We start from the raw sequence: 14,679 nt of genomic DNA on the forward strand, positions 1-14,679 counted from the left end.
TGCCGTAAATAAAAAACCCGCCTCGGCGGGTTTTTTTATATCTGCATTTTCAGTTTACCAGCGGGATGCGTCGATAAAGCTCAATCATGTCGCCCGCCAGATCCTGGATAACCATCGCGTTCATCAGGTGGTCCTGAGAGTGAACGGTGATCAGGTTAACCGGAAGTTTTCCTGTCCCTTCATCGAGCCCGATGAGCTGCGTCTGGATCGTATGCGCATGTTTCACATACTCGCGCGACTCTTCCATCGCTTTTTCGGCTTCGTCAAAGTCGCCTTTTCGTGCCATTTGCAACGCTGTCAGGGCCGCACTGCGCGCCGCACCTGCATTGACCAATAGCTCCATGATGGTGGTTTCTAAGTCTTCCATTATGACTCCAGCAGTTTAAGCGCTTTTTCCAGTACGGCATCACCTTTCATCATGCCGTAATCCATCATGTCGATGACCGCGACCTTTTTCCCGAGCGGATCGGCCTGCGCCTGGAGTTTTGCCTGTTCGTATTTCACCTGTGGCCCCAGTAATACGATATCAGCCGTCGCGATGTTGTCTTTAAATTCCGCGACCGGAACGGCTTTAATGGTTACTTCGACTCCTTTTTTCTGCGCGGCATCTTTCATACGTTGAACCAGCATGCTGGTTGACATTCCCGCTGCACAGCATAAAACGATGTTCTTCATAGTCAGCCTCGATCTACATGTGTTTATTGATAATTATCCCGTTCAGAGCGCTTCAACAACCGCTTTACCGCGATTGTGTGTCAGGCATCACAAAGAAATCGGCATTTTTCTGAAACCGGTTACAATTTAACGCAGGAGAGCATTCTGCCCGTCAGAACGGGCAGAATTTCAGGAGGGAGATTATCGGCTGGCCGTGCTTATGATGCGGTTTTTACCCTGTTGTTTAGCGGTATACAGCGCTTCATCTACGCTACCGACAAATTGTTCCAGCGGTTCGAAGTGCCATTCACCCAGCCCCGCGCTGAAGGTCACCCGCAGGTTCTCTTCCCGCCAGGTCCGTTTTTCCACGGCGGTGCGCCAGGCTTCCAGTAGCGCGTGCGCGGAGTTCATCAGCTCGGCCGGGAAAATCACCCCGAACTCTTCTCCACCGTAGCGATAAACCGAGACGTGGTGCGGCTGCATGATCTGAATGCCTTCGCGCGCCACGTTACGCAGAACGATATCCCCGCTCAGGTGGCCCCAGGTGTCGTTAATGGATTTGAAGTTATCAATGTCGACCAGCGCCAGAGCGAAGGGTTGATGAGCGGCCATCAACGCATCCACATCGTTGTCGAAGGCTCGGCGGTTTTTACAGCCTGTCAGCGCATCATGGGTGGCCTGACGGACATAGGCCAACTCCCGTTCTTTATTGGTTCGAATGGTATGGCTGAGCATCGCCTCAAGACGTGGCGCCTGGTTGACGTCGCCGGTTTTGATGGCGTTGATAATGTTCATCAGCACTGAACGTGAGGCATGACGAAGATACAGTCCGAACAGAATGATGATGATTGCCGCCAGCGCAAATCCCCACCCGACGACGGTGGTTTCATGCCGGGTGATGACGGATAGCGTGGCATCGGAAACCCGATAAATCACAAACCAGTCCGGATTGGTGAACGAGTAGTAGTAATACCAGGTCTTGCTTCTGGAATCGAAGAGATAGCCTTCGCCGCTGGTCATTTTGTCCATCAGCGCTTCGCTGACGTACTGCTTAAAGAGCGCCCCCGTGTCCGGATGAAGCACAACGGCGCCGTCACGTTCGACGACGAAAAACTCACCCTGTACGGGAGCTACCATCTGGCGCAGGGTATATCCCATGGAGGTTAAATCAAGGTGGAAAGCGAGCGTGCCCTTCAGACGGCCTTCCGGTGAAATGACCGGCTTATAGAGGGTGACGGTGGGATGTTGGGTGAAATAGTCCAGATAGGGGCGGGTGTAGTGCGGAAAGTTACTGGCTTCCGCTTGCCCGATAAACCATGGGCGGGTGCGTGCATCGAACGTCTGACTCTTCTCCGTTGGCAGGACTTCCGGCGCGCGCAGATGGCGCCCCTCCGTGTCCGCCAGAGAGATAGACGACACCGTCGGCATCAGATTCTGCAAATGCATTAACATCTGCAAACCGTGTGCCGGATCGATATTTAACGTCTGATTCACTCTGTCATTACGGGCGAAGTACATCGCCGCGCGACCAAGAATATAGTCATTTTCCCGCAGAATGGACTCGGTATAGTTCACCGCCAGATTATGGGTGAAGTTACCATTAATTTTATGATAATCCTCAAGAAAATCCTTTCGCTGTGAAAGGATGACCAGGATCGCGATCAGCACGAAGCTGAAGAGGATCCCCGCGAAGCTGACCATAATGGGGCGGGTAAAAGAGAGCTTTTTACTGTGGAGTGCCATGAGTTGTACATCAGTCCAGATGGTAGGCGCGTAGCGTCTGTCGATATCCTCAGCATAGTCGCTGTCCGGTTGCTGGTAGTAAATTATACAGAAGGCGACTTCCAACGAGATGATTTATCTTAAGAGTAGCTAAGAAAAGTCGCATTTATTTTAACGATTGAAATTTTTTTTAAGAGGCGGAGGGCAGGGCGAAACGAGGAAGAAGCATTTTCACCCTGGTCAGCGTCCGTTGCTGACGGGGTTAATCATAAGAAAACCGGACGGATTTCCTCAATCGCCCGGTTTTGATCTCACGAGCCGCCTCGTAACCTTTTCGCGATTTTGCAGGCGGTTTCAGCGCAAATGCGAGGCTCTTCCCAGCCAGCTGTCCCAGTCTTTCCACACCGGCTGTAGGCCCTGTGCCGCCAGTGCTTCCGCCACCGCTTCGGGCCGTCGTCCGTCGTGAGGCGTAAACTGTTCCAGTTCCGGGCGATCGTCCGCGTAACCGCCTGGCTGCGTTTTGGAAAAGGCGCTGACGTTGTTGATCGCCAGCGGGATCGCGCGGTCGCGAAACGCCGGGGATTCACGCGTGGAGAGCGACAGTTCCACTTCCGGCGCGAACAGGCGAAAGGCGCATATTGTTTGCACCAGCTGGCGCTCATCCATTATCGAGGCAGGTTCAACGCCTCCCGTACACGGACGCAGCCGCGGGAACGAGATGGAATAGCGGCTTTGCCAGTAGTGCTGCTGTAGCCACAGCAGATGCTCCGCCACCATATAGCAATCCACCCGCCAGCTGTCAGACAGACCGATAAGCGCGCCCAGCCCAATTTTGTCGATGCCGGCGCGCCCCAGCCTGTCCGGGGTTTCCAGCCGGAAAAAGAAATCCTGCTTCTTCCCTTTCAGGTGATGCCGGGCATAAGTCGCCTCATGGTAGGTTTCCTGATAAACCATTACGCCGTCCAGCCCGAGGGTTTTCAGCTCCGCGTACTCCTCCTGCGACAGCGGCTGTACTTCCATCTGCAATGAGGCAAATTCGCGGCGAATGGCCGGAAGATGCTGGCGAAAATAGTCCATCCCCACTTTGCTCTGATGTTCACCCGTCACCAGCAAAAGATGTTCAAATCCCATCTCACGAATAGCGTCACACTCGCGGGCGATCTCATGCTCATCCAGCGTTTTACGCTTAATGCGGTTGCTCATGGAGAAGCCACAGTAGGTACAGTCGTTGGCGCACAGGTTCGAAAGATAGAGCGGCACGTAAAAGCTCACCGTGTTGCCAAAGCGCTGGCGGGTAAGGCGTTGAGCGCGCTGCGCCATCGGTTCAAGGTATGCGCTGGCTGCCGGAGAAAGCAGGGCCATCAAATCCTCACGGGTCAGATGGCGGGCATTCAGCGCACGCTCCACGTCAGCGGCCGTTTTGCTGTTAATGCGCAGGGCTATATCGTCCCAGTTAAGCTCGCGCCAGCGCTCGGTAAACGTGCTCATGAGAGCGCCTCCAGAAAACCGGTCAGCGGGCTGGTGGCCTGCGCCTGAAAACTGCGCGAGCCGGGGCCTGATTCTCTGGCCAGCACGCCAGCCTCCACGGCCAGACGGAACGCGCGCGCCATCATCACCGGATCGTCAGCCACCGCAATGGCGGTGTTGACCAGCACCGCATCGGCACCCATTTCCAGCGCCTGCGCGGCGTGGCTGGGTACGCCGATGCCCGCATCCACCACCACGGGCACGGTAGCCTGCTCAATAATGATCTCCAGCATCGCGCGGGTTTCAAGCCCCTGATTGGAGCCAATGGGTGCCCCCAGCGGCATAACGGCGGCACAGCCGACCTCTTCCAGACGCTTACACAGCACGGGATCCGCGCCGCAGTAAGGCAGAACGGTAAACCCCTGCTGCACCAGCTTTTCTGCGGCTTTCAGGGTCTCTATCGGGTCCGGCAGCAGCCAGCGCGCATCCGGGTGAATTTCCAGCTTCAGCCAGCGGGTGCCGAGCGCTTCCCGGGCCAGCTGTGCGGCGAAAATCGCCTCCTCGGCCGTTTTCGCACCGGAGGTATTAGGCAGCAGCGTCACGCCGGCTTCCAGCAACGGTGCAAGAATGGCATCGTTGTGCTGGCGAAGGTCCACGCGCTTCATCGCCAGCGTCACCAGCTGGCTGCCGCTTTCGCGAATGGCATCCACCATCAGCTGCGGGGAGGCGAACTTTCCGGTTCCGGTAAACAGATGTGAATCAAAGACTTTATCGGCAATACGTAACATCTCAGCCCCCTGCGATAACCTGAAACAGCAGGATCTGGTCGCCTTCATTGACCTGCTGACGTTCCCACTGCTCGCGCGGCAGGATCTGTTGATTGAGCGCCAGCGCCGTTCCCGGCTTCAGCTGGCGCAGCGTGTCGAGCAGGGCGGCAACGGTGAGACCGTCGTCGCACGTCATCGGCTCATCGTTAAACAGAATGCGCATTGCGGCCTCCGCATACCGGGCAGTGGCTGGCGCGGCTTAACGCCAGATGGCGCCAGCCGCCGGAACGGGCGTCGAACAGCCGGAGCGTGTTGCGCGCTGTCTCCATGCCGCTGAGCAGCTTGATGGCCTCCAGTGCCTGAAGGGTGCCCATCACGCCCACCACCGGGCCAAGAATGCCTGCCGTGCGGCAGTTACGCTCCGGTTCAGCCTCGTCCGGCCACAGGCAGCGGTAGCAGCCCTGCGCCCACGGCGGCGTAAGCACCATTATCTGCCCGCCGAAACCGACCGCGCTGGCGGTGATCAGCGGCGTGTTCTGTGCAACACAGGCCGCGTTGATGGCCTGACGCGTCGCCATGTTGTCCGTGCAGTCCAGCACCGCGTCGGCAAGGGCAACTTCGCGTTGCAGCTCGTCCCCGCTAAGCCGCGTCTGGAGCGCAACCAGTTCGATATCGGGGTTAAGCTGGTTCAGCCGCTGGCGCGTCACCTGCGCCTTAGGCTGGTTAACATCTTCTGTCGTGAAGAGGATTTGCCGTTGCAGGTTGCTGAGGTGTACTTCATCGTCATCGGCCAGTACCAGCGTACCCACGCCCGCACCGGCCAGATACAGCGCGGCGGGGGCGCCTAATCCGCCCAGGCCGACAATCAGTACCCGGCTGGCGAGCAGCTTTTGCTGCCCGTCAATAGCGATATCCTCCAGCAGGATCTGGCGGCTGTAGCGCATAAAATCACGATCTTTCATCGCCTGCTCCTGCCAGTTGTAAAAGCCGTGCGGTGGCGGCCTGCCAGTCTGCCGCCTGGGTGATAGCGCTGACGACGGCGATACTGCCGACGCCGGTTTCCAGCACGGCGGGCGCGCGTTCAAGGCTGATCCCGCCGATGGCGACGGTAGGATAATCGGCAAGGCGCTTAACGTGCGCCGCCAGCTGCGTCAAACCCTGCGGGGCAGACGGCATCTGCTTGGTTTGCGTCGGGAAAACGTGACCGAGGGCGATGTAAGAGGGACGGGCTGCCAGCGCCACGTCGATCTCCATGTCATCGTGTGTTGAAACGCCAAGGCGCAGGCCAGCCTGGCGGATGGCGTTCAAATCGGTGGTTTCCAGATCTTCCTGACCCAGATGGACGCCGTACGCCCGGTGCTTGACGGCCAGCCGCCAGTAGTCGTTGATAAACAGGCGAGCAGTGTAGCGATGCCCCAGCGCGATGGCGGCGGCGACGTCGGCCTCCACCTCTTCATCGCGCTTATCCTTGATGCGCAGCTGGAGGGTGCGAACGCCGGCCTCCAGCAGGCGGGCGATCCACTCCACGCTGTCCACCACCGGGTAAAGCCCTAAGCGGAAGGGCACGGAGGGGAAATCGGGCTGGTACATTACGCCTCCTCTTTTTTGAGGTAAATTTCGCCGCCTCTGGCGCGGAAGGTTTCCGACATGTCCGCCATACCGACTTCAATGGTCTGCGCAGCGGCGTAGTCCCGCACCTCCTGGCTGATTTTCATCGAGCAGAATTTTGGCCCGCACATGGAGCAGAAGTGCGCCACCTTGCCCGACTCCTGCGGCAGGGTTTCATCGTGATAGGCGCGGGCGGTAAACGGATCCAGCGCCAGGTTGAACTGGTCTTCCCAGCGGAATTCAAAGCGCGCTTTGGACATGGCGTTGTCGCGGATTTGCGCGCCCGGATGGCCTTTCGCCAGATCCGCCGCGTGGGCGGCAATCTTGTAGGTAATCAGCCCCTGCTTCACGTCCTCTTTGTTGGGCAGGCCGAGGTGCTCTTTCGGCGTCACGTAGCAGAGCATGGCGCAGCCGAACCAGCCGATCATCGCCGCGCCGATCCCGGAGGTGAAGTGGTCGTAGCCCGGTGCGATATCGGTGGTCAATGGCCCCAGAGTGTAGAACGGCGCTTCGTGGCAGTGCTCCAGCTCCTCGGTCATGTTGCGGCGGATCATCTGCATCGGCACGTGGCCCGGGCCTTCAATCATCACCTGCACGTCATACTCCCAGGCGATTTTGGTCAGCTCGCCCAGGGTGTGCAGCTCGGCAAACTGCGCCTCGTCGTTGGCGTCGCGGATGGAGCCCGGACGCAGGCCGTCGCCCAGCGACAGGGAGACGTCGTACGCGGCGCAGATTTCGCAGATTTCGCGGAAGTGCTCGTAGAGGAAGTTTTCCTGATGATGGGACAGGCACCACTTCGCCATGATGGAGCCACCGCGTGAGACGATGCCGGTCAGACGTTTCGCCGTCATCGGCACGTAGCGCAGCAGCACGCCCGCATGGATGGTGAAGTAGTCCACGCCCTGTTCCGCCTGCTCCAGCAGCGTATCGCGGAACGCTTCCCAGGTGAGGTTTTCGGCGATGCCGTTAACCTTCTCCAGCGCCTGGTAAATCGGGACGGTGCCGATCGGCACCGGGCTGTTACGCAGGATCCACTCGCGGGTTTCGTGGATGTAGCGGCCAGTGGAGAGATCCATCACCGTGTCCGCGCCCCAGCGCGTCGACCAGACCAGCTTTTCCACCTCTTCTTCGATGGACGAGGTGACGGCAGAGTTGCCGATGTTGGCGTTAACCTTCACCAGGAAGTTGCGGCCGATAATCATCGGCTCCGATTCCGGGTGGTTGATGTTGGCGGGGATAATGGCGCGCCCGGCAGCCACTTCATCACGCACAAACTCCGGCGTGATGTTTTCCGGCAGGCGAGCGCCGAAGCCTTCGCCAGGATGCTGGTGGCGCAATATTTCGCTGCGGATGCGCTCGCGCCCCATGTTTTCACGGATGGCGATGAACTCCATCTCCGGCGTGACGATCCCCTGGCGCGCGTAGTGCAGCTGGGTTACGCATTTGCCCGCTCTGGCGCGTTTTGGCGTCAGCAGGCCGGTAAAGCGCAGCTCGTCCAGGCCGTCGTCGGCCAGACGTTCTTTGGTGTACGCAGAACTGCGCACGCTTAGCTCTTCGCAGTCGTTACGCGCGTCAATCCACGGCTGGCGCAGTTTTGCCAGCCCCTGCTGGACGTTGATGGCGACAGAGGGATCGCCGTACGGGCCGGAAGTGTCGTACACCGGCACGGCTTCGTTGTCTTCATACTGCGGGTTCTCTTTGCTGCCGCCGATAAGCGTCGGGCTGAGCTGGATTTCGCGCATTGGCACGCGAATATCGGCCTGTGAACCGGTGATGTAGATGCGTTTCGAATTCGGGAAAGCGGTGCCTTCCAGGGTATCGATGAAGCGTTGCGCGTGTTCGCGCTGTTCGCGGCGGGTCAGTTTTGTTGTAGACATAGCTCATTCCAGAAGTGAAGGACATGGCTTGTCAGACGACGGATGAAGCAAGAGGAGATCGCCCCAGGGGCGATACAACAGCAGCGTGACTCTTGTTCCCTTCGCAGGTATTAACCTGATCAGGTTCCGCGGATCCCGAATTAACGGTCTCAGCCCGTGCTTACACACTGGGCACTCCGACAAGAAAAATCCCCCTCCGCAGAGGGGCGACTGGTTGTAAATTACTCGTTAACGATTAAGAACTCAAGCAGGGCGCACAACGTTATCGCTGTTGCTGATATTCAGGTTGTTATCCAGCACGAGGACGATGAGCTTGTCTTCCAGCGTGAATCGCTCTTCCAGTGCTTCGCCCAGGTCGGACAGCGCCTGCTGGAACTCAAGATAGTTATCGTGATCGATAGCGTTCTCAAGCGTGGAATCGTAGTAGTCCATGATGTTCTGGGTGTTGGCTTCCAGCTGCGGACAGAGTTTGCTGGCCGCTAAATACGGCGTTGTCCCTTCCATTTCGCGGATAATGCGTTCATAAATGTTGAAATGGCCGTCGGAGAGGTAGTCGACTAGGCTCTGACAAAAATCATCCAGCGCTTTTTCATTCAGCCGCATAAAGGATTCTTTGCCAGGCTTAAGACCGACCAGATTGTAATACGCCACAAGGAGATGCTTGCGCACATGTAGCCAGCGATCCACCAGGGTGTTACTTCCTCCAACGCGCTCAGTCAGGCTTTCCAGCTGGTTTAACATGGTCGACTCCATAAGGTTTAGAATGGGATCTGCTTATCCAAAATGTAACCACAATGCTAACAACATGTCAGTGAAGCGAAGGTAGTGCAATAGATATGGATCGTATTATTGAAAAATCAGATCTGGGTTGGTGGATCGTCAGCCACGAACAAAAATTATGGCTGCCCTCAGGAGAGTTGCCCTACGGTGCCGCGGAAACGTTCGATCTGGTGGGCCAGTCCGCGCTGAAGATCGGCGAGTGGCAGGGCGATCCCGTGTGGTTGATCCAGCAGGCGCGCCGTCAGGATATGGGATCTGTACGTCAGGTGTTAGATCTGGACGTCGGCCTGTTCCAGCTGGCGGGGCGCGGCGTACAGCTGGCGGAGTTTTACCGCTCGCACAAATACTGCGGTTACTGCGGGCACACCATGCACCCAAGTAAAACCGAATGGGCGCTGCTCTGCGGCCACTGCCGAGAACGTTACTATCCGCAAATTGCGCCGTGCATCATCGTCGCCATCCGCCGTGATGATTCCATCCTGCTGGCGCAGCATACCCGTCATCGCAACGGCATTCATACCGTCCTCGCCGGGTTCGTGGAAGTAGGCGAAACGCTGGAGCAGGCGGTGGCGCGCGAGGTGATGGAGGAGAGCAGCATCAAGGTGAAGAACCTGCGCTACGTGACTTCCCAGCCGTGGCCGTTCCCGATGTCCCTGATGACCGCGTTTATGGCGGAATACGACAGCGGCGAGATCGTTATCGACCCGAAAGAGCTGCTGGAGGCGAACTGGTACCGCTACGACAATTTACCGCTGTTACCCCCGCCGGGAACGGTGGCGCGTCGCCTGATAGAAGATACCGTGGCAATGTGTCGGGCCGAGTATGAGTAGTGTTACACTGACGGCCTGACGCAATAAGGAACTGCAAAATGACCGAACTGAAGAACGATCGTTATCTGCGTGCGCTGCTGCGCCAGCCCGTTGATGTCACCCCGGTGTGGATGATGCGCCAGGCGGGACGCTATCTGCCAGAGTACAAAGCCACGCGCGCGCAGGCGGGCGATTTTATGTCGCTGTGCAAAAACGCCGAGCTGGCCTGTGAGGTGACGCTCCAGCCGCTGCGCCGCTTCCCGCTGGATGCCGCCATTCTCTTTTCGGACATTCTTACCATTCCGGACGCGATGGGCCTGGGACTCTATTTCGAAACCGGCGAGGGCCCGCGCTTCACCTCCCCAATTAAAAGCAAAGCCGACGTCGATAAACTGCCGATCCCCGATCCGGAAGGCGAGCTGGGCTACGTGATGAACGCCGTGCGCACCATTCGCCGCGAGCTGAAGGGCGAAGTGCCGCTGATTGGTTTCTCCGGCAGCCCGTGGACGCTGGCCACCTATATGGTTGAAGGCGGCAGCAGCAAAGCCTTCACCATGATTAAAAAGATGATGTACGCCGAACCGCTGGCGCTGCATGCGCTGCTCGACAAGCTGGCGAAGAGCGTCACCCTTTACCTCAACGCGCAGATTAAAGCGGGTGCGCAGTCGGTGATGATTTTCGACACCTGGGGCGGCGTGCTGACCGGGCGTGATTATCAGCAGTTCTCCCTGTACTACATGCACAAAATCGTCGATGGCCTGCTGCGTGAAAACGACGGTCGCCGCGTGCCGGTAACGCTGTTCACCAAAGGCGGCGGCCAATGGCTGGAAGCGATGGCGGCCACCGGCTGCGACGCGCTGGGCCTCGACTGGACCACCGATATTGCCGATGCGCGCCGTCGCGTGGGCGACAAAGTGGCGCTACAGGGCAACATGGATCCGTCCATGCTCTATGCTCAGCCTGCCCGCATCGAAGAGGAAGTGTCGACTATACTGTCTGGTTTCGGCCAGGGTGAAGGCCACGTCTTTAACCTCGGCCACGGCATTCATCAGGATGTGCCGCCTGAACACGCAGGCGTATTTGTGGAGGCGGTGCATCGGCTTTCTGCCCAGTATCACAAGTAAGGAGTGGTTATGGATCTCGCGTCGCTACGCGCTCAGCAAATCGAACTGGCTTCATCGGTGATCCGCGAGGATCGTCTGGATAAGGATCCCCCGCAGTACATTGGCGGGGCGGACGTCGGGTTTGAGCAGGGCGGTGAAGTGACGCGGGCGGCGATGGTGGTGCTGAAATACCCGTCGCTGGAGCTGGTGGAGTACAAGGTGGCGCGTATCGCCACCACCATGCCCTATATTCCCGGCTTTCTCTCCTTCCGCGAATACCCCGCGCTGCTGGCCGCGTGGGAGCAACTCTCGCAAAAACCTGACCTGCTGTTTGTCGATGGGCACGGTATCTCCCATCCGCGCCGCTTAGGCGTCGCCAGCCACTTTGGTCTGCTGGTGGACGTGCCAACCATCGGCGTGGCGAAAAAACGCCTGTGCGGCGCGTTTGAGCCGCTCTCTGCCGAACCGGGCGCGCTGGCGCCGCTTATCCATAAAGGCGAGCAGCTGGCGTGGGTCTGGCGCAGTAAAGCGCGCTGTAATCCGCTGTTTATCGCCACCGGGCACCGGGTGAGCATGGACAGCGCGCTGGCGTGGGTGCAGCGCTGCATGAAGGGCTATCGATTACCGGAGCCAACCCGCTGGGCTGACGCCGTTGCCTCTTCACGTCCGGCATTCATTCGTTGGCAGGAAATTCAGCCGTGATTCAGGTAAACTGCGGCTAATTTTCGATTCGAGACATCATCATGTTACAAAACCCGATTCATCTGCGCCTTGAGAAGCTGGAAAGCTGGCAGCACGTGACGTTTATGGCTTGCCTGTGCGAGCGCATGTATCCCAACTATGCCGCGTTCTGTAAGCAAACGGAGTTTGGCGAAGGCCAGATTTATCGACGTATCCTGGATTTGATCTGGGAGACGCTGACGGTGAAAGACGCAAAGGTGAACTTCGATTCACAGCTCGAAAAGCTGGAAGAGGCGATCCCGGCGGCGGACGATTACGACCTGTACGGCGTTTATCCGGCTATCGATGCCTGCGTGGCGTTGAGCGAGCTGATCCACTCCCGTCTGAGTGGTGAAACGCTGGAGCACGCCATTGAAGTCAGTAAGGCGTCCATCACGACCGTCGCGATGCTGGAAATGACGCAGGAAGGCCGCGAAATGACCGACGAAGAGCTGCGTGCTAACCCGGCGGTTGAACAGGAATGGGACATTCAGTGGGAGATTTTCCGCCTGCTGGCAGAGTGTGAAGAGCGTGATATTGAGCTGATCAAAGGCCTGCGCGCGGACCTGCGTGAGGCCGGCGAGAGCAATATTGGTATAATTTTTAACCAATGAGACAACAAAACGTGATTTAACGCCTGTTTTGTCACTCCTCGACTCTTCCCTTTCGCCCCCCGTCTGGTCTACATTTGGGGGGCGAAAAAAAGTGGCTATCGGTGCGTGTATGCAGGAGAGTGCTTTTTTGGCATTTTCGTCGCACTCGATGCTTAGCAAGCGATAAACACATTGAAAGGATAACTTATGAACAAGACTCAACTGATTGATGTAATTGCGGACAAGGCTGATCTGTCTAAAGTGCAGGCTAAAGCTGCTCTGGAATCTACCCTGGCTGCTATTACTGAGTCTCTGAAAGAAGGCGATGCTGTACAACTGGTTGGTTTCGGTACCTTCAAAGTGAACCACCGCGCTGAGCGTACTGGCCGCAACCCGCAGACCGGTAAAGAAATCAAAATCGCCGCAGCTAACGTGCCGGCATTTGTTTCTGGTAAAGCACTGAAAGACGCAGTTAAGTAAGACGCGTGGCAGTGAACAGTTTTAACGAAGGGGCGGCAACGCCCCTTTTGTCATTCTGGCGTGGAACGCTCGCGCTGGCAGGCGTACTGTTGCTGTCTGCCTGTAGCCATGATTCCTCACTCCCCCCGTTTACCGCCAGCGGCTACGCTGACAACCAGGGCGCGGTCAGGATCTGGCGCAAAGATTCCAGCGATGAAGTCCATATGCTTACCGCGTTCAGCCCGTGGCATAACGGCAACACCTCGACCGCAGAGTACCGCTGGCAGGGCGATGCGCTGTCGCTGATTGAACTGAACATCTACAGCAAGACCCCCGAACACGTGAAGGTGCGTTTCGACGACCACGGCGAGCTGAGCTTTATGCAGCATGAAGTCAGCGGGTTGAAACAGCAGCTTTCCAGCGATCAGGTTGGCCTTTACCGCTACCGCGCCGAACAGCTCCGTCAGACCAGCGACGCGCTGCGACAGGGCCGCGTGGTGCTGCGCCAGGGGCGCTGGCATGCCGATGGCACGGTGACCACCTGCGAAGGGCAGACGGTGAAGCCTGAGCTTGAATCCTGGGCAACCGAACACATTCAGCGCCGTCAGCGGCATTCGTCTATGGAAGTGAGCGTGGCGTGGCTTGAGGCGCCGGAAGGCTCTCAGCTGCTGCTGGTGGCGAACGAAGACTTCTGCACCTGGCAGCCGACGGAAAAGAGTTTTTGAGTTCTGAGGATTAAGCCGGATGGCGCTAACGCTTATCCGGCCTACGAACGATCCCCTCGCCCCTTTGGGGAGAGGATGAGGGTGAGGGGGAAATTACTCCCCCTGCTCCCGCGCAATGGCACGATAACCGATATCCTGACGGCTGAAGCTGCCGTCCCAGTGAATATCCGCCATCAGCGCATAGGCGCGTTTCTGCGCTTCTGCCACGGTCTGGCCCAGTGCGGTCGCACACAGCACGCGGCCGCCGTTGGTGAGCACGCGGTCGTCGTCAGCCAGCTTTGTCCCGGCGTGGAACACCTTCGCGCCGTCAATCTCTTCCAGCGGCAGGCCGTGGATCTCATCTCCGGTGCTGTAGTTCCCCGGATAGCCACCCGCAGCAATCACCACGCCCAGAGACGCGCGCTCGTCCCACTCTGAGGTTTTCTCGTCCAGCTTGCCTTCGCAGGCCGCCAGGCACAGATCCACCAGGTCGGATTTCATGCGCAGCATGATCGGCTGGGTTTCCGGATCGCCAAAGCGGCAGTTGAATTCGATCACCTTCGGGTTGCCCTGCTTGTCGATCATCAGGCCTGCGTAGAGGAAGCCGGTATAGGTGTTACCTTCCGCCGCCATCCCTTTCACGGTAGGCCAGATGATGCGGTCCATGGTGCGCTGATGCACCTCATCGGTGACAACGGGAGCAGGGGAGTAAGCGCCCATCCCGCCGGTGTTGGGGCCGGTATCGCCATTGCCCACGCGCTTGTGATCCTGGCTGGTGGCCATCGGCAGAACGTGCTCGCCGTCGACCATCACGATAAAGCTCGCCTCTTCGCCGTCGAGGAATTCTTCGATCACGATGCGGTGGCCCGCATCGCCAAAGGCGTTGCCTGCCAGCATATCCTGGACTGCCGCTTCGGCTTCTTCGAGCGTCATCGCCACGATAACGCCTTTCCCGGCGGCCAGACCGTCGGCTTTGATGACAATCGGCGCGCCTTTTTCACGCAGGTAAGCCAGCGCGGGCTCGACGTCGGTGAAGTTCTGATACTCCGCCGTCGGAATGTTATGACGCGCGAGGAAATCTTTGGTGAAGGCTTTTGAGCCTTCCAGCTGCGCGGCACCTTCCGTTGGGCCGAAGATTTTCAGGCCAGCGGCGCGGAAAGCGTCTACGACGCCAATCACCAGCGGCGCTTCCGGGCCAACGATGGTCAGATCGATCTTCTCGGTCTGGGCAAAGCTCAGCAGCGCCGGGATATCGGTTACGCCGATGGCGACGTTTTGCAGCGCGGGTTCCAGCGCCGTACCGGCGTTACCCGGTGCCACAAAGACGGTTTCCACCTGCGGGGACTGCGCCGCTTTCCATGCCAGCGCGTGCTCGCGCCCGCCATTACCAATCACTAATACTTTCATTTTCTGCTC

General features: G+C 58.2%; 17 protein-coding genes and 1 riboswitch. Of the genes, 6 read left to right on the forward strand and 11 right to left on the reverse strand.

Translation table 11 applies throughout. From position 1 onward, the window contains the following. Nucleotides 1–49: 49 nt before the first annotated feature. From DBR02_RS11870 to rsd, 10 genes are all read right to left on the reverse strand, one after another. The gene (locus DBR02_RS11870; protein ID WP_003862327.1) at nt 50–367 is read right to left on the reverse strand and encodes a PTS lactose/cellobiose transporter subunit IIA; all 318 of its coding nucleotides are present in this window, start codon (nt 365–367) and stop codon (nt 50–52) included. Then, nucleotides 367–675, reverse strand: a complete 309-nt coding sequence (locus tag DBR02_RS11875; protein ID WP_010425948.1) for a PTS sugar transporter subunit IIB — start codon at nt 673–675, stop codon at nt 367–369. The genes DBR02_RS11870 and DBR02_RS11875 overlap by 1 nt, the downstream gene beginning before the upstream one ends. A gap of 180 nt (nt 676–855) precedes the next feature. Continuing rightward, on the reverse strand, nt 856–2,397 hold the full coding sequence (locus tag DBR02_RS11880; RefSeq protein ID WP_107534450.1) for a sensor domain-containing diguanylate cyclase: 1,542 nt from the start codon (nt 2,395–2,397) through the stop codon (nt 856–858). A 333-nt stretch (nt 2,398–2,730) separates the two neighbouring features. Next, entirely contained in the window at nt 2,731–3,864 is a 1,134-nt protein-coding gene (thiH, locus tag DBR02_RS11885; protein WP_107534451.1) for a 2-iminoacetate synthase ThiH, read from the reverse strand. Then, on the reverse strand, nt 3,861–4,631 hold the full coding sequence (gene thiG, locus DBR02_RS11890) for a thiazole synthase (RefSeq protein ID WP_028015100.1): 771 nt from the start codon (nt 4,629–4,631) through the stop codon (nt 3,861–3,863). The genes thiH and thiG overlap by 4 nt, the downstream gene beginning before the upstream one ends. Before the next feature lies 1 nt (nt 4,632). Next, nucleotides 4,633–4,833, reverse strand: a complete 201-nt coding sequence (thiS, locus tag DBR02_RS11895) for a sulfur carrier protein ThiS (protein WP_063450072.1) — start codon at nt 4,831–4,833, stop codon at nt 4,633–4,635. Then, nucleotides 4,817–5,572, reverse strand: coding sequence for a thiazole biosynthesis adenylyltransferase ThiF (thiF, locus tag DBR02_RS11900; RefSeq protein WP_064910945.1), 756 nt, complete (start codon nt 5,570–5,572; stop codon nt 4,817–4,819). Before thiF ends, thiS begins: the two co-directional genes overlap by 17 nt. Next, entirely contained in the window at nt 5,559–6,200 is a 642-nt protein-coding gene (gene thiE, locus DBR02_RS11905) for a thiamine phosphate synthase (RefSeq protein WP_107534452.1), read from the reverse strand. The genes thiF and thiE overlap by 14 nt, the downstream gene beginning before the upstream one ends. Continuing rightward, nucleotides 6,200–8,095, reverse strand: coding sequence for a phosphomethylpyrimidine synthase ThiC (gene thiC, locus DBR02_RS11910; protein WP_107534453.1), 1,896 nt, complete (start codon nt 8,093–8,095; stop codon nt 6,200–6,202). Before thiC ends, thiE begins: the two co-directional genes overlap by 1 nt. A 79-nt stretch (nt 8,096–8,174) precedes the next feature. After that, nucleotides 8,175–8,284, reverse strand: a riboswitch (TPP riboswitch). A 54-nt stretch (nt 8,285–8,338) separates the two neighbouring features. After that, on the reverse strand, nt 8,339–8,836 hold the full coding sequence (gene rsd / locus DBR02_RS11915) for a sigma D regulator (protein WP_107534454.1): 498 nt from the start codon (nt 8,834–8,836) through the stop codon (nt 8,339–8,341). 95 nt (nt 8,837–8,931) lie between these two features. Here rsd and nudC point away from each other — a divergent pair, with 95 nt between their 5' ends. The 6 genes from nudC (at nt 8,932) to DBR02_RS11945 (ending at nt 13,284) form a co-directional block, all read left to right on the forward strand. Beyond that, nucleotides 8,932–9,705: an NAD(+) diphosphatase gene (gene nudC, locus DBR02_RS11920; protein WP_088204570.1), complete on the forward strand. Its 774-nt coding sequence runs from the start codon at nt 8,932–8,934 to the stop codon at nt 9,703–9,705. A gap of 38 nt (nt 9,706–9,743) precedes the next feature. Beyond that, nucleotides 9,744–10,808 carry a uroporphyrinogen decarboxylase gene (gene hemE, locus DBR02_RS11925; RefSeq protein WP_028015107.1) on the forward strand — a complete coding sequence of 355 codons (1,065 nt, stop codon included), beginning with the start codon at nt 9,744–9,746 and terminating at the stop codon, nt 10,806–10,808. Between the two features lie 9 nt (nt 10,809–10,817). Beyond that, a complete protein-coding gene (gene nfi / locus DBR02_RS11930; protein WP_010425928.1) occupies nt 10,818–11,489 on the forward strand; it encodes a deoxyribonuclease V in 672 nt (223 codons plus the stop codon). 41 nt (nt 11,490–11,530) lie between these two features. Beyond that, nucleotides 11,531–12,121, forward strand: a complete 591-nt coding sequence (locus DBR02_RS11935) for a YjaG family protein (protein ID WP_022646712.1) — start codon at nt 11,531–11,533, stop codon at nt 12,119–12,121. Nucleotides 12,122–12,307: 186 nt separating this feature from the next. Further along, entirely contained in the window at nt 12,308–12,580 is a 273-nt protein-coding gene (gene hupA / locus DBR02_RS11940; RefSeq protein ID WP_002445246.1) for a nucleoid-associated protein HU-alpha, read from the forward strand. A gap of 11 nt (nt 12,581–12,591) precedes the next feature. After that, a complete protein-coding gene (locus DBR02_RS11945; RefSeq protein ID WP_107534455.1) occupies nt 12,592–13,284 on the forward strand; it encodes a DUF1481 domain-containing protein in 693 nt (230 codons plus the stop codon). 93 nt (nt 13,285–13,377) lie between these two features. On the opposite strand, the gene purD is transcribed toward DBR02_RS11945, so the two are convergent. After that, nucleotides 13,378–14,670 carry a phosphoribosylamine--glycine ligase gene (gene purD / locus DBR02_RS11950; RefSeq protein WP_107534456.1) on the reverse strand — a complete coding sequence of 431 codons (1,293 nt, stop codon included), beginning with the start codon at nt 14,668–14,670 and terminating at the stop codon, nt 13,378–13,380. Nucleotides 14,671–14,679: the final 9 nt, after the last annotated feature.

Source organism: Enterobacter cloacae complex sp. (assembly GCF_900322725.1).
In the GTDB taxonomy this organism is placed as follows: domain Bacteria; phylum Pseudomonadota; class Gammaproteobacteria; order Enterobacterales; family Enterobacteriaceae; genus Enterobacter; species Enterobacter quasihormaechei.

Coding starts and splice junctions, on each gene's coding strand:
- DBR02_RS11870 (WP_003862327.1), bottom strand. CDS start 367: ATGGAAGACTTAGAAACCACCATCATGGAGCTATTGGTCAATGCAGGT.
- DBR02_RS11875 (WP_010425948.1), bottom strand. CDS start 675: ATGAAGAACATCGTTTTATGCTGTGCAGCGGGAATGTCAACCAGCATG.
- DBR02_RS11880 (WP_107534450.1), bottom strand. CDS start 2,397: ATGGCACTCCACAGTAAAAAGCTCTCTTTTACCCGCCCCATTATGGTC.
- thiH (WP_107534451.1), bottom strand. CDS start 3,864: ATGAGCACGTTTACCGAGCGCTGGCGCGAGCTTAACTGGGACGATATA.
- thiG (WP_028015100.1), bottom strand. CDS start 4,631: ATGTTACGTATTGCCGATAAAGTCTTTGATTCACATCTGTTTACCGGA.
- thiS (WP_063450072.1), bottom strand. CDS start 4,833: ATGCGCATTCTGTTTAACGATGAGCCGATGACGTGCGACGACGGTCTC.
- thiF (WP_064910945.1), bottom strand. CDS start 5,572: ATGAAAGATCGTGATTTTATGCGCTACAGCCGCCAGATCCTGCTGGAG.
- thiE (WP_107534452.1), bottom strand. CDS start 6,200: ATGTACCAGCCCGATTTCCCCTCCGTGCCCTTCCGCTTAGGGCTTTAC.
- thiC (WP_107534453.1), bottom strand. CDS start 8,095: ATGTCTACAACAAAACTGACCCGCCGCGAACAGCGCGAACACGCGCAA.
- rsd (WP_107534454.1), bottom strand. CDS start 8,836: ATGTTAAACCAGCTGGAAAGCCTGACTGAGCGCGTTGGAGGAAGTAAC.
- nudC (WP_088204570.1), top strand. CDS start 8,932: ATGGATCGTATTATTGAAAAATCAGATCTGGGTTGGTGGATCGTCAGC.
- hemE (WP_028015107.1), top strand. CDS start 9,744: ATGACCGAACTGAAGAACGATCGTTATCTGCGTGCGCTGCTGCGCCAG.
- nfi (WP_010425928.1), top strand. CDS start 10,818: ATGGATCTCGCGTCGCTACGCGCTCAGCAAATCGAACTGGCTTCATCG.
- DBR02_RS11935 (WP_022646712.1), top strand. CDS start 11,531: ATGTTACAAAACCCGATTCATCTGCGCCTTGAGAAGCTGGAAAGCTGG.
- hupA (WP_002445246.1), top strand. CDS start 12,308: ATGAACAAGACTCAACTGATTGATGTAATTGCGGACAAGGCTGATCTG.
- purD (WP_107534456.1), bottom strand. CDS start 14,670: ATGAAAGTATTAGTGATTGGTAATGGCGGGCGCGAGCACGCGCTGGCA.